We start from the raw sequence: 14,589 nt of genomic DNA, 5'->3' as shown, positions 1-14,589 counted from the left end.
TGTTCCCCATCGGCTAAGGCAACGCTTGGGGTGAACGTCCAGTTACCATCCTGGTCTGCCGTCGTGGTACCCAACACAGATTTATCACCGTCTTTCAGGGTAATTTCTGCGCCTGCTTGCGCTTTACCACTAAAGGTCATCTCATTGACGTTAGTGGTCCCATGATCTTTTACCGCGACATCGGTATGGGCTTTATCCACCACACCGGTAATTGTTGGCTGTGCAGGCGAATCGCCATTAGTAGAATCATTACTTCCGTTGCCATTAGCAGCCGTACTGACATCAAAGTCAAAAGAGGGCGATAATTGGCTGGTTGTTCCCGCTGGATTAGTTTGCGTTAAGGTAATTTTATAATGACCATCGGCTAAAGCAGTGGGTGATTGATAACTCCATTGCCCTGTTGCATCAACTTTAGCGTCACCGACCATAACGTCATTGATATACACATGAACCATGCCATTAGGTATACCAGTACCGGTGAGCTTGGGATTGTTGTCATCAGTAGTCGCTCCGTTTGCTATAGCGCCTTGAGAGTCTCCAACGGCATCATGTACCTCACTTAACTTAGGCGCGTCAGGCGTACTGGTATCTACGGTAAAATCGAAACCCGCAGTTTGATCGCTGGTAGCCCCAGACGTTGTTTCTTGAGAAAACGTAATTGAATTATCGCCGTTAGGTAACGGGGCAGATGGTGTAAAATTCCAATCTCCATTGGCGTCAGCAGCCGTTGTACCGATTTCTTTACCATTGTCATAAATATGGATGGTTGCTCCTGCATCCGCTTTACCATTGAAAGTTGGCAAACCATCGCTGATATTACTGCCTGCAGCCATAGGGACTTGCTTACCGTCTACGGTATGAGTCGTTGATCCTACTGTCGGTAACGCAGCCTTAGCTGCGACATTATCATGCCCACCAAGATTGTGATGTCCACCATGATTGTGATGTGCAATTGCCGCTATACCGCCAACTGCTGCTGCACCTAAAGCTCCGAGGAACCAAGGAAGCGCAGCTAAAGCACTACTATCGGGCTCTTCTGCTGCAGCAAACAGCGAATCACCATTCCCTTGCGATTGACCACCTAACGCTGCAGGCTCCAACTGCCCCGCCGCAAAGGAATATGATGTTCCGTTATCGGCTACTTGTGTTAGTTGATATTGATAAAGTTGATGATCTTCCGCCATTCCCAATAATTCCGGGGGTGAAATTAATTGGAAGTAATCTTTAATGACGAGTGCAGCATGATCATCCCCTTCTAAGATAACATTTAGGTTATCTCCATCACGTGTTAAGGTGATATTTTCTGGGGCAAAATCATTTTGGATATTTTTCAAAATGATTTTGTCTTGATTATCGATAGCGATTTTAACTGGCTTTTCTGCTGATATAGACAAAAGCTTTGGTTTTCCACCATTAGCTTGGATCAGCAATTTAGCAGGAGTTGACATCATTGCACCTTTATTTTTTAAACTGATTTTTAATTCGATAGGTAAAGAAATTCAGTTGAATGAAAAAAAACTAGACTTTGGCTATATTTTAGCAAAAGCCAATCGATTAGCAAAAGCTAATTGATTTTTTGTTATTGAATAATTTTCAAAGATACATGTTAAAAGGCCAAGAGCAAACTTTAGTTCTATTTTTTAATCTTAAATGGTAGGTTTATTAACATTAAGAATTTGGCGTTACACTATGATTTTAAAGGAAAATAATTCCTATTTAAGAATTTTTCATACTAAAGAAATCATTTTAACTGTACTCTCATGGCTGAGCTGGTTTCTCTAAAGGGGGAAAATTCATTATCAACGAGATACGTATCCTCCTACCTATGACAAAAGCTATTCATCCTTACAACGCATAACATAAATCGAGAGCAGATATTTTCTGCAGAAGAAAACATCCTATAGCCTGTCACTGCCTACTGAGTCGAGAATAAAATTCTCGTTTTTCTATCAAAGGTTAAGAATACTCATTGAGGTTGAAAACACACAAAAGTACACCCCCGATTCTATCCTTTAAGAAAGTCTCATTTAAGAGAATGAAAGATATTAATAGAATTCTAAAGTACAACCACGAATGTTTCACGCGTGCAATAGACTTACAAAAAATGAAACTTTTAACCTTTTTATTCTTTCTTTGGATGGGTCAGTGTCACGTATTAAGCTACAGCCGCTCTAACGTGTGCAATGAGATGTTACTCAGAGATTTACCTAGAGATGTTTTAGTTATTCATTGAGCCCAATATTTCATTAGAATTTATTTCGGGAAAAATAATTTTTTTCAATTAGTAAAAGTACCGTTTCAAGTCGTGATAACAGAACTTGTTACTAATTTATACGGTAATGACTAGCGTGTTAGACTAAGCTGAGTGTTTATCGGTAGGCTAAAACGGCTAGGCTTCGTGCCAGCAAGAAGCCGGTACATGATGGCGAACGTATGGATGGAAAACAGGCCTTTTAATGCCAGTGACAGATGATAACCGTTCTTCTAAAGAACACTCTTATTGATCTTTTAAGCATTAGCAAATCTTGGCTTGCAGCTTTAGTCTGAGAAGTCGAGAGTTCTCTGACAGAATTGATCATAAAAGGTCATCTGCAACGCGTACAGCAGCACTCATATCGCCTAACTCAACTTTACCTTATAGAATTGAGTTATGAACCAGTACTTTTACCATGACTAGAGAGTAACGGTACAACCTTCCTCTTCGATACTTGCTAAGTATTTCTTTTACAAAAATAGAGAGGTACAGGAGTGTCGTAAACCATCCAGCCAGAGCGACCGATATTTTTTAAAACAACAATATTTTTATCTCCTTGATGTGCATACATCCCGGCAAGACAACCTGTTAATTGCGTATCGGATATATCATCATGCACACCTTTCACTATAGCCGTCGAGGTCATAACATACCTCCCTTGTTCTTCTTGATAGTGGTACTTAATGGTCCGTTCTACCCGTGCAATGAGTACATTTTTGCGATAAAGACCACCAGATAGAGTATCAATTCCTTCGCCATCGACCATTTTACGACTGATCAGGAGGCTCATCTTTTCCACATTATTACTAATACTGAAATTGCCGAGACAATCAACATCCTTGCTCAGATAATTGATATAACCTATGCAGCATAACGTACAAATAAGAATTAATATTGCTGTTAACGCCACATATTTCTTAACTTTAGTCATTTTTTCCGCCATTTTCACTATTAATATATTCTGATATACAAAGTGTTCCATCCAGATAACTTAATGGCTTTTTACAGCTAATAATTGAAATAAACCCCCCCTCGGTATACTTAGTCAAATAGACGTATTTCCCGAAGAGACACTGTTTTTGTAGCGTGGAGAGAAACTTAATTGACCGTTTATCATTATCACCATCACGGTTGATAAAATAGTCGCAGCCTTTCTCACTGGTTAAGTACACATAATTTATACCCTTTAAATGTTGATTGAGATTGAGGTCAACGACGAGATAAATCACACTCGCTAAAGCCGCGATCGCTAGCCCCACCAAGATACTGTTGCAGACTATACTAGGGTTGATAAGCGCATTAGAAAATCGCTTTTTCAACTGAGGTACTGCCCTATGCCGTGATTCTCGTTCGGAAAGTGTTTCGGATAAAATACCCTCTTCGCTTTGATGTGCTTCAGGTACAATATCTAACTTACTTGCGTGATTCTTTGATATCTGGAATTCGGCTTTTTTTCTATCATCTGGACTATTTGTTAACACATTTACATGCTGATTGACTGTGAGATAATCAGACGTCTCATCTTTTGCTAGCTCTATTTCTGAAGTCAGATCACAGGCTCGCTTGTGAAATATCTCTACTAAGGGGGATAAGATAAACCCTCTTCTTGGCATCGTACGAATAATATCTTGATGAAGTCCACATGCATCCAAACTACGTCTAATAATAGAGATATTCTGATAAAGAGTGTTCGCCGTTGCCTCCATACCAAACTGACGCCATGCATACTGGTAAAACTCGTCGTGAGACACAAGCTCGCCCTGCTTTTCAATTAATAATTGAAAGCAATACGAAGCTGGCGTACTGATCTGAACATGTGATTCACTCGAATAAAGACATTTTTTTTCTGGTTCAAAATTTACAATATTGTTGAGGACTATTACCCTACTCATTATAGTTTCTTATATATCATTAATCGTTATAATAAGATAGACTAATGAATAAAAATTTTCTATAGCATGATGGTAATAACTCGTAAATTTTGGAAAGTTTTGCTCTGATTTTCCGAAAAGTTAATAATGTTACTTACTGTACGAGAGGTGGTGTGGTCATTCGATCAATACTCAGTTACGATATCTACGCCATAATTTAGTAAAACCATCTGTTCCCTCCTATCTTTGCGTCTACGGCTTGATCCGATACGCATCACTCATCCGTATTTCCTGCTACTTTTTTTGCTATTTTAGGTAAGATATATTAGACCGCTACAGTATGCGACTCTTTTGAGCCTCCCTCAAATTATGGTGATTTGGCGTAAAGTTTGCTGGCTGTGCGGCAGTATTGTGTCTCTTTAAAAATTGGATGTTATTTAGCTAAAATTGACAGAAGAACTGGTTCTTTTCAGCTCCTTTGTTAGCCAAAAAACCAAAGGTTAGACTCATTATAAAACCGGGTTTAACACGCTAACCACATGTAAAAATTGTATTTTTCCTTTTTATGCGTCGCATAATGCTCCATATATCATTCTTTTTCATCGTTCCCCATTTTGTGTCATTCTGCATTAAGATAAGGACCCGACTTGTCACAGGAATACCCCGTATGACAGCAAATTTGATCCGCCCCCCTCTTCCGCCTTTTACCCGGGAAACGGCTATTCAGAAAGTACGACTTGCAGAAGATGGCTGGAACAGCCGAAATGCGCAGCAAGTTGCCCAAGCCTATTCTTTGGATACTCGCTGGCGAAATCGTATAACTTTTATCAAGAGCCGGCAGCAAGCGGCTGAATTTCTTGAACATAAATGGCAGAAAGAAGTCGATTATCGGTTGATAAAAGAGTTATGGGCCTTTGATACTCATCGTATTGCGGTCAGATACGCCTATGAGTGGCACGACGCTTCGGGCCAATGGTTTCGGTCTTACGGTAACGAAAACTGGGAATTTAATGATCAGGGACTGATGACAGATCGCCATGCTTCCATCAATGATAAGCCGATTACCGAAAGCGAAAGGCTTTTCCATTGGCCGTTAGGAAGGCGGCCGACAGACCACCCTGGGCTATCCGAATTGGGACTATAGCGTTATATCATAGGAGAGGACATGTTAACCGGCCTAAATCATCTTACTCTCGCTGTCAGTGACCTAGGCAGAAGCTGGGAATTTTATACCGAATATTTAGGCTTTGTCCCTAAGGCAAAATGGAATACTGGGGCGTATCTATTATTAGGGGAGTTATGGCTCTGCCTTAGCCTAGAAACTGTCGACAAAAGCAACGATTATACCCACTATGCGTTAACAGTCTCAGCCGACGTTTTTGCTCCCTTAGCGGAGCTGTTACGATCAAAGCAAGTCGCTGAGTGGAAAATGAATACAAGTGAAGGGGAATCGCTCTACTTTCGTGATCCGGATGGTCATAAACTTGAAATACATTGCGGAAATATTGAAAGTCGTTTGGACTATTGTCGACGTCATCCTTACGCTGGAATGGAGTTCTACTAGAAATCAACGTTTACACTGAGTCACCGCAGCCAATGCCCAGAGAGCGCGCTCTCTGGGCCTCAACTCGAGTTTACTCTTCGACAATAATCGGTTTCGCGATACTGGTTTTGGCTCCCCAGTAATAGCAAATCAGTGCAACGATCGTGACAATAATCATATCCATCGGAGTGCTGAGCAGATTAAGCCCGTCAAAGGTGCCGATTTTAGACAAAGTTAACATTGCAATATAATAGGCTAATAGCCACCAACTACAGGCGATATCTTGCTGATAAGTAAGACTCTTTCTGCTTAACAGTGCATAACCTACCCATGCCACGATAAAGATCGGGATCAGGATTTCGTTCACCGGCCAACCACTCCAGTAGATTAAGAGTGTGCTGGCGACAAAAGAGAGCGGGCTTAAAATCGCCGCCATCGGCAAACGGAAAGGTCGATGTAAGCCTGGCAGATGGGTACGAAACGCGGTTAAGGTTACCGGCCCCGGCATATAGGTAAAGACCGTGGCAGAAGTGACCGCCCCGATCAGTCCGCCCCAGACTTGGAATTCCGAGGGTAAGGTCCACGCAATCGATAAGATCAACGCTAACCATAATGCACCACGCGGTACACCTGACTTTTCGTCTACCTCACCTGCACTTTTCCACAGATGTCCGTTACGTGCGAGGGCAAAAAGAACCCGCGCCGCACTCGCCAGATAGATATTACCGGTGCCTGCAGGAGAGATAACGGCATCGACCAAAATAAGGTTGATCAACCACATCAGTCCTAAGCTGCGTGCCAGATCCGCAAAAGGCGATTGGAAAATCGCTTTTAATCCCGCCCAGCCATGCGCAGAAAGTACGTCGCTCGGCACCGCGCCCATAAATGCATATTGTAAGGCGAGGTAGATAACAAAACTGACCGCAATAGCGATACAGATAGCGATAGGCACGTTGCGTTGCGGATTTTTTTCCTCACTGGCGAAATCGACCGCTTGCCGGAACCCTAAGTAGGCGAAGACAATCCCTGCACAGTCAGCGAGGTAAAGACACCGTGTGCACCGCCGGGAGGCGCAGGCGGGACCTGTAAGTTGGCAGAGTTATAATAGAGCAGCAACGTAACGATGGTAATCAGCGGCACGATAAACTTAAAGGTTGTGATAATCGTGTTTACCCGGCCAAAAACGCTGACACTCCAATAGTTTAGCAGGAAGAAGATCACCAGCAGACCAATCTGTACCGCAAACCCCAGCGTTGTCGGGTTACCGTCGCTATGGCCCAGTGCTGGCCGCCAGTAGAGGGCATATTGCCTGACGGCCTCGACTTCCACACCCGCTGTACTGGTGTAGGCTAATAATGAACTGACCCCAATCACAAAACCGACGATATTACCGTGGGAATAATTGGGATACCGTACAAAGCCCCCTGCGCGAGGGATGGCCGCTGAGAGCTCGGCCGACACCAACCCGATTAACAACACGATAATAGCGCCTAAGGTCCAGGCCCACCCCGTATTGCCGCCTGCATAACCTGAACTGTTTAATGCTGCATACAGCCATCCCGAACCGATCATCGACCCGATTCCGAGTAATGATAAGTCGACTAAGCTGAGTCTTTTTTTCAATTCACCCTTTACCATAAGCGTTTACCCCTGTCTTGTTTTTATTGTGACCTACGTCAGGGATAAAGCAGGTTCTATGCCAACTTAAGTGAATGGAGAGTTAAATCGTAAAGACGCCAATTTACAAGCATCATTGAAAAGCACTACGCTCCCCCCTTTACCAGCTGCAACTGAACCCAACACGCTTGTAAAACCGGTATCGATTGCTGGGTTACAGCAGCCCGTTCGACTAATGCCCCGATAATTGCAGCGCTTTCAGAAACATTACCCGCCATCACATCTCGATAAAGTGAAGAGACAAGCGGCGTCTGGTTATTCAATAAGGTTGTCAGTAGGTGATCCACGACCTGTGGGCGCGGCTGGTAGCCTGCAGCCTTAATAATGGTTAACACCTCATTAAACAGCGTCGTAATATACTGTGCCCCCCCAGAGGTCGACAGAATCCGTTGAGTATCTGCCCGGGCCAAACAGGTGACCGCGCCAAGCGTACTCAGAAAGAGATATTTTTCCCACATCTCACTGGCTATATCCTGACTCGCTTGCAGGGTAAAGCCCACCCCGTCGAGTTCATTAGCGAGCGTCATCACTCCTTGCTGCTGCGCGGGGGCCAAGGCACCAAAACTGATTCGGTGTAGCGGTGTTAACTGCTCAATCTCATTTTTGCTATTGAGCGTCGCATAGATCTGACATAAACCGCCGAGAACGCGATCACCATAATGGTGCTGCAAAGCGGTGATATGATCCATGCCATTAAGTAACGGTAGAATAAAGGTCTTGTCGCCAACCGCAGGACGGATATGTTCGATAACCTGTGTCAGATGAGGGTGTTTGACGGCGAGGATAATCAGTTGCCATGTATTATCCTTCAGTGTCTCTGCTGTCAGAGTAGGAGGCGTCAGGCGAAAGGAATCATTAAAGCCTTTGATCACCAATCCCTCTTCGGCTAGCTGTTGAGCGCGTCCTTCACGCACTAAGAATGCCACTTCGTGCCCCGCTTGCGCTAACCTTGCGCCAAAATATCCGCCTGTCGCCCCCGCGCCTACCACTAAAATTTTCATCGTGTTAATCCCGTTATCAGCATGACCGTTTAACGTTGAGCGAAAAAAAAGGCCTGAATCATCAGGCCCTTGCTCTATTTTGTTTCGTGCGCTTTGCTCTCGCCCAGCACTTTAAGTTTTTTCGATAGATCGCGTCGCTCTTTGGAAAGCTCGGCATTCTTGATGATGTACTCATCAACCCGATCTTCATAATCGCTGCGCATGCTGGCAATAATTTCTTGTATTGCTTCGACGCTCATTCCCGGTTTGATATATTCGCTAAGGTTGTCGAGCAGTAATACACGTTTCTGGTTATCACGGACTTTTTTCTCATTATCCGTAATTTCACGTTGTAGCTTATTTTTACGACGAAACATTCTTACAAACTCAAGTACATCCTGGAATGACTGTTTTGCATTTTCCATGACAACACCTTTAGTTAAACCTGCTCTGCAGGGGATAGATTATCGGATTCAAAAGCCGTTTATCGCCGTAGCGCTAACCGTATCAGCTCTCGCATTCTTTCTAATTGTTTCGTTAATTCAAGACTTAGCCAGACATAGCCATACACCGGGGTTAACTCTGCCTTGGCATGTTCCGCTTGGGCGAGCAGTTCGGTCAGCTCACCGGTGATTTCGTCCATCGCTGCACTACTCGAAGCCAGCTGGTCACTTTCACTGACGCCATTACGCAGCATATCGGCCAACGCGTCCAGCATTTGTTCTGTCGTGGCTTGAGTACGACGTAACGTCGGTGCATTCAGTAATAAAAGATGGCTCTCACGGGAAGACCACCATGCATTAATTTGCATCTCCATGGTGTTCACCATATTGCGCTGGATGGTCTGAATACCCTCAAACACCGACCGAGGAATCCGTGTTTCTTTACAGGCTGGCTCCAGGAGGCTTCGCATTTTAATCAGTGACGTCAAGAGCTTCTGTAACGGCTTATTAAGACGCGGTTTTTCCAGAAGATTAGACGATAAACCGGTGTGATAGATTTTACGGCTATCCACTAATGCATCGGCCAACCGTAACCGCCAGAAAACGTAAGCGCGCTGGGTAAAGATCCCCGTAAAAAAGATCGAAAGCAAGCAACCGAATACGACATCACCGCCGCGCCACAGCGCGGTAAGGAAATCGCCCGCAGGCGCACCGACCACCACACCTAGGGTAATCCCTATCAATAATGCCATATAGGGGCGTTTACCTAAGGTCAGATAACCGCAGAAGAACATCACAATCCCGCACCAGCCTAACATAAGAGGCAGTGAGATCATTTCAAGTTTAAGCGCGATCAGCCCGGATATTGATCCGAGCACTGTACCAATAATCCGCTGAATCGCTCGCGGAAAGACATTGCCCCAAGTCGAAATCGGTCCAATCACGACCACCAAGGTAATTAAGGGCCAACTTCCTTCAGGAATATTCAGTATCCGGATGAGCATGAAGGAGGCTAAGAATGCGATGGCAATACGGACACCATGCACCCAACGATAATGTCGATAGAGCCAGTATTCGAGTTTTGAGAGGGGTTTATCGGTTTTCACAGCTCGCGCTAAGTGTTAGAAGATAATGGTAGGCAGTGTACCCTGACTTATCGCATTTTTTAACCATAAAAGTAAAAAAGCCTCGCGAACGAGGCTTTGAGCGCTAGAATTTCCGTTTGATGTAATCAATGGCACGAGTGAAGATCCCTGCCTCAGCCACAGGTTGTAGCGCAACCAATGGGTAGCTGGCGAGTTCTTGATCTTTATCCATAACCTTGATTTGACCAATCGGCTGATTGGCCGCAAGCGGCGCTTCGAGCTCTTTTTTGTCAATGATATATTTCGCTTTGACGTTATTGATCTCATTTTTAGGTAGCGAGAGATAAAGGTCTTTATCGCTGCCTACTGCAACAGTATGAGGATTGCCGTACCACACATTTTCGTTACCAATCGCTCGGCCTGCGTGGAACAACTGCACGGTGTCAAAATTATTCTGTCCCCAAACTAAGAGTTTACGTGCCTGCTCTTCACGTCCTTTCGAGCTTTTACCGCCCATAATGACTGCGAGCAGACGATGATTACCGACAACGTTTGAGGCAATAATATTAAAGCCTGCTGTTTCAGTATGCCCCGTTTTTAGCCCATCGACATGCAAGCTATTATCCCACAACAAACCGTTACGGTTATTTTGCGTGATACCGTTCCACGTTAATGTTTTCTCGCTATACATCTGATAAAAATCAGGCTCACCATCGATGATGGCTTTAGAGAGAATGGCTAAATCACGTGCAGTGGAGTGTTGTCCCGGCGCATCCAAGCCATGTACGGTTTCAAAATGCGTATTTTTTAAACCTAGTTTCGCGACATATTGGTTCATCAAGCCAACAAAGTTTTCTTGGTTACCGGCGACATAATCAGCTAAGGCCACACAGGCATCATTACCCGAATCAATGATCACCCCCCGGCTGAGATCACGGACGGTTAAGACATCACCCGGTTTTAGAAACATCAGCGATGAGCCTTTAAATACTGAATTACCGGCGCCCCAAGCATCTTGGCCTACGGTCACTTTATCATCACGGGTGATACGTTTTTGGTCGATTGCGCGATCCACCACATAGCCCGTCATCAGTTTTGTCAGGCTAGCCGGATTGCGTTGCTCATCGGGATTACCCGCGGTGAGAATTTGGCCGGTTTTGGCATCCATCAGAACCCATGAGGCAGCATCGATAGAAGGCGGCGCTAACGAGAAGGGTAATGCATCATCTTGCGCAAATGCATGCGCAGCATAAAAAACTAAAGAAGTAACAACTAACGTGGCGCGCCTTTTCAAAATAATCCTCGGATATCTTAACTGTACGAATAGTTGGCCTTTTTACGGTATTTTTAACCATCTATCACCTGTTAATTGTGAGAATTTGTGAATAATTCGTAGGTTGAGTAGATTTCAACCATAACGCTTACCTTTGCCAACACTCGGCTCATTAACATGTCTATTTGGTATACAGCCGTCCCTTTCTCTCCATTCACCCAATACGCTTCTACCGCAAGCAGTACATGAAACGCCTCAACACATTGCAGTCACGCTTTCGCCCGCCTCAGTACGATAAATAGGATTAATGAACTTCCTTGTGTGTGATGTTCATCCTACACTTACCGAACAACAAGAAGGGTTTTAAATGAGTAACGTACTACTATTAGTTTTTGGAATTATCCTAGGGATTATCGCAATTTGGTTAGGGGTTTCGTATTTTACAGAAGTCCTTACCCGTAAAAAGACATTTAAAAATAACCAAGCCCGAGTTTCGGCCTTTTTTATACCTTATGTGATAATTAGCTTTGCGAAGCAAGGATTGATCTTTTAATGATCAGTGTATTATGAATTTACGCTAAATCATTAATAAAGTTGATATAGCGGTCTACTTCAACTAGTCTGTTTGACAATTTATGAATAAAATTATTTTCTCTTTAGGCTTCGTCGGCAAAAATGCTCTCAAGATATTATTTATTTTTTTCAAGCAATGAGATAGTTTACATTCTCTACGCTATAATTTACTCACTTTACGTAACTATTCGATGTGTGGATACAGCGTTCAGATAACGAAAAAATTGACCTTTTATCGCTAATTATTGTTTTATTTACCCGCTAACGAATTTATATAGAGGGCATGTAAGCTATGAGTTTTTTCCATCTAAAAAATACTATTGAACGGAATAAATACCTCGCGGCAAAAAATCTCAAAGAGCTTAACCTGCACGAATTGGCTTATATTCATCTCAACACCCAAAGTCCTTCAATTAAACTTCAAGACTGTTCAGTCAACTCAAGGCTTTATGGACTTCACGAGATCCTCTTAGTTACCTCACCCTCTAAAGATAAAAACTTTATCATGTTGATCACGGTGATATCGCTGATTAACGAACTCTGCAGTATCTATACCCTCAGAGCATCCCGTTCCACCAACGCATTCGTCAACTTCCTTCTTAATTTTACGTCGCTGACACCGACCCAAGCCAAATTGCTCTACACCTTAACCAAATGCTTACAAAAAGACGGTGGTCTTGCGAATTGTCATGTCGCGAATGATATGAGTTTAGCCGTATTTAAATACAGTAACAGCCAGAATGAAGCTATCACTCCTCCTACTCTAGCCTGGGATGGCCATTACCCAATCAAAACGGATAATGTTTACACCCTGATTAATGTTCTCGAACTTCAAAAACTCGCTGTTAATATCCTCGATCGGGTCTTTCAAGGTCTTTTAAAAAGAAAAATACAGGTCGTCGATATCCCCGTTGAGGATTTCTTTTATAAATACCTCGATAAACTCTAGAAGCCGCTAACCGATTATGATGCGATAAATACCTTGTCGCTCCTCTTAACAAAGCCAATCGATTACCTAATACCTCACTCTACAAGACACTCAAGGATCTACGAATTTGCTGCCCCCCTTCTTTCTTTAATTAATTCCCAAAAATATGATGTTGCTGAAAAGGGTATCGCGGCAAGTCGCTAATGTTTTGGTACCACTGTCTAGAGGATAGGTATTGCGGTCCTCAGGCTAAGGTTCAACTAGATAAGCCATTATTTTGACGCGCAAAAAGTGAATGTCGTACTGCTAATGAGTAATGGCCGGTATAAAATAAATCTCTAGTTTAGTTGAGAAGCGAGAAGCCTCGCATGGGATATTTTAGCAATCACCTCTTCTAAACTCTCGATAACAATAATTTTATCATTACTATTTTTCGTACAAATCATACACTTTTTACCATGGCTTTTGGCGTAGCTTATATCACTGACCGCAACACTTAAGGTCTCACCTTTGACACTGCTTAATAATATCATTGTTGTCACCTCACCGATTTATCTTTATCCCAAGTTATCAAAGCAACCTAAACAGAAGTTAAATGAAAAAGAGTGTTCATTTTTTATCTATAAATTTTTATATTAACTTTTAAAAATATTTCGGCTTTTAGTAACCGGTATTTGAATTTTATATATAAGAGATAACGGTTTCTAAATTGTGATGATATATAAAAAGTAAATAAGTAAATAATGATAGTAGGAGGATGATAGTGACTACGTCTTGAGAAAAGATTTTATCAGCCTCTTATGGACTGTGTAATTCGAGACCTGCAAATGAGATAAGGGCTAACTCTCTGGCTGTAAACTCATTGAACCGATAATGGGAGCATGAAGTGATTCTTTACTGCACCGCGATAACGCCAGACGGTGCAGTAAAATTTATTTGGCTGGGCTAGTATTCAATCGAGCTTCCTTAATTAACTCCATTATTAACGGAAATGATTCTTTAACGATGATTTTGTCTCGCGCATTACCGATTGTAAGTATTGATCTTGTGCCATGACTGGCTGCTGAAATAATTTGATTAATAGAAATACTGAGCTTTTCGCCCCTGATAGTTGTAACGAGGATCATGGTTGTTATTATTGTATTAGAACAGAGACTTCATCATTGCACTTTGTATTAGGTAAAGACAATAATCTTTTCAATTGCCTTACATTCTAATTCTGATGCCCTCTTTTAAGTGGAAGATGATGGTAGCAGGAAGTTCCTCTCTTATACAAAAAAGAAATAATAAACCAATTTTCCTGCCAAGATACCTATTAACGTTTCAGAGAGATGCTCGTTCATCTTATCCTTAGAACGTTATAACACATGAGGGTTAACGATAAATTTAAACAGAAAAATAGTTAACGGCTATCGGCGTAGGTAACAGCCTTGCGGTAAAGTTAATAACAAGTAATCTAGTGAATGGTGAATGAGCTCGCTCACCTGAAGCGCTGAAGGCATAATATGAACCTATTCTCTACTCAACAATTTTTTCTGTTCAATGACTTAAAATAATATAACCATGACTTGTTCCTGCCTGTTTAAGCGTCATAGATATTAAGAATAGCCGAGGTTTTTTAATACCTTGGCTGAAAACGGCATGTTTGCCACCGACTAACTCACAAAAGATGTCAACCTTCAAATAGTTTACTCTATGAGAGCCTAGGTGACTGTTAGGCCAACAAAGTAATACGCCGTTAACTCTGTTATTATGCGTTAAACGTACTAGGTTATAGTGGATGGGAAGAGTGTTGGCGTATCACGTCGTGCGCGTATCACGTCGTGCGCAGATAGCTGACGAATTATAAGTATTTAGTAACTTCTGCTCTCTTTCTGAAGGACCAAGAGGTTCTAACATTATTCCTAGGCCGTCGCTATCCAATGGCACTGTAGAATGTTTTACACAGCCCCTAGAAATTTC

Annotated in this window: 10 protein-coding genes and 1 pseudogene; 3 read left to right on the top strand and 8 right to left on the bottom strand. The window is 42.7% G+C overall.

What is annotated here, in order from left to right:
• From HGT71_RS08065 to HGT71_RS08055, 3 genes are all read right to left on the bottom strand, one after another.
• On the bottom strand, window positions 1-1,448 hold a 1,448-nt coding region (locus HGT71_RS08065; RefSeq protein WP_244986435.1), incomplete at its 3' end, for an Ig-like domain-containing protein.
• Between the two features lie 1,263 nt (window positions 1,449-2,711).
• Window positions 2,712-3,185, bottom strand: a complete 474-nt coding sequence (locus HGT71_RS08060) for a hypothetical protein (RefSeq protein WP_214217315.1) — start codon at window positions 3,183-3,185, stop codon at window positions 2,712-2,714.
• Window positions 3,178-4,146, bottom strand: a complete 969-nt coding sequence (locus HGT71_RS08055; protein ID WP_214217314.1) for a winged helix-turn-helix domain-containing protein — start codon at window positions 4,144-4,146, stop codon at window positions 3,178-3,180. The genes HGT71_RS08060 and HGT71_RS08055 overlap by 8 nt, the downstream gene beginning before the upstream one ends.
• A 646-nt stretch (window positions 4,147-4,792) precedes the next feature.
• Between HGT71_RS08055 and HGT71_RS08050 the strand changes: the two genes are divergently transcribed.
• Window positions 4,793-5,269 (top strand): nuclear transport factor 2 family protein, encoded by a 477-nt coding sequence (locus tag HGT71_RS08050; protein WP_214217313.1) that lies wholly within the window; start codon window positions 4,793-4,795, stop codon window positions 5,267-5,269.
• Between the two features lie 21 nt (window positions 5,270-5,290).
• Window positions 5,291-5,689, top strand: coding sequence for a fosfomycin resistance glutathione transferase (locus HGT71_RS08045; RefSeq protein WP_214217312.1), 399 nt, complete (start codon window positions 5,291-5,293; stop codon window positions 5,687-5,689).
• A gap of 70 nt (window positions 5,690-5,759) precedes the next feature.
• Here HGT71_RS08045 and HGT71_RS15950 read toward each other — a convergent pair.
• From HGT71_RS15950 to dacD, 5 genes and pseudogenes are all read right to left on the bottom strand, one after another.
• Window positions 5,760-7,306: pseudogene (locus HGT71_RS15950) on the bottom strand (APC family permease).
• A gap of 125 nt (window positions 7,307-7,431) precedes the next feature.
• On the bottom strand, window positions 7,432-8,346 hold the full coding sequence (locus HGT71_RS08035) for a 2-dehydropantoate 2-reductase (protein WP_214217311.1): 915 nt from the start codon (window positions 8,344-8,346) through the stop codon (window positions 7,432-7,434).
• A gap of 74 nt (window positions 8,347-8,420) precedes the next feature.
• The gene (locus tag HGT71_RS08030) at window positions 8,421-8,750 is read right to left on the bottom strand and encodes a DUF496 family protein (protein ID WP_048912228.1); all 330 of its coding nucleotides are present in this window, start codon (window positions 8,748-8,750) and stop codon (window positions 8,421-8,423) included.
• 59 nt (window positions 8,751-8,809) lie between these two features.
• Window positions 8,810-9,874, bottom strand: a complete 1,065-nt coding sequence (locus HGT71_RS08025) for an FUSC family protein (protein WP_214217310.1) — start codon at window positions 9,872-9,874, stop codon at window positions 8,810-8,812.
• Between the two features lie 103 nt (window positions 9,875-9,977).
• On the bottom strand, window positions 9,978-11,147 hold the full coding sequence (gene dacD / locus HGT71_RS08020) for a serine-type D-Ala-D-Ala carboxypeptidase DacD (protein ID WP_214217309.1): 1,170 nt from the start codon (window positions 11,145-11,147) through the stop codon (window positions 9,978-9,980).
• Window positions 11,148-11,991: 844 nt separating this feature from the next.
• On the opposite strand from dacD, the gene HGT71_RS08015 reads away from it, so the two are divergent.
• A complete protein-coding gene (locus HGT71_RS08015; RefSeq protein ID WP_214217308.1) occupies window positions 11,992-12,648 on the top strand; it encodes a hypothetical protein in 657 nt (218 codons plus the stop codon).
• The last annotated feature ends 1,941 nt before the right edge of the window (window positions 12,649-14,589 follow it).

Source organism: Rosenbergiella epipactidis (assembly GCF_018494055.1).
In the GTDB taxonomy this organism is placed as follows: Bacteria; Pseudomonadota; Gammaproteobacteria; order Enterobacterales; family Enterobacteriaceae; genus Rosenbergiella; species Rosenbergiella epipactidis.
The sequence above is the reverse complement of the archived record's forward strand: the minus strand, read 5'-3'. Positions and strand labels throughout refer to the sequence as shown.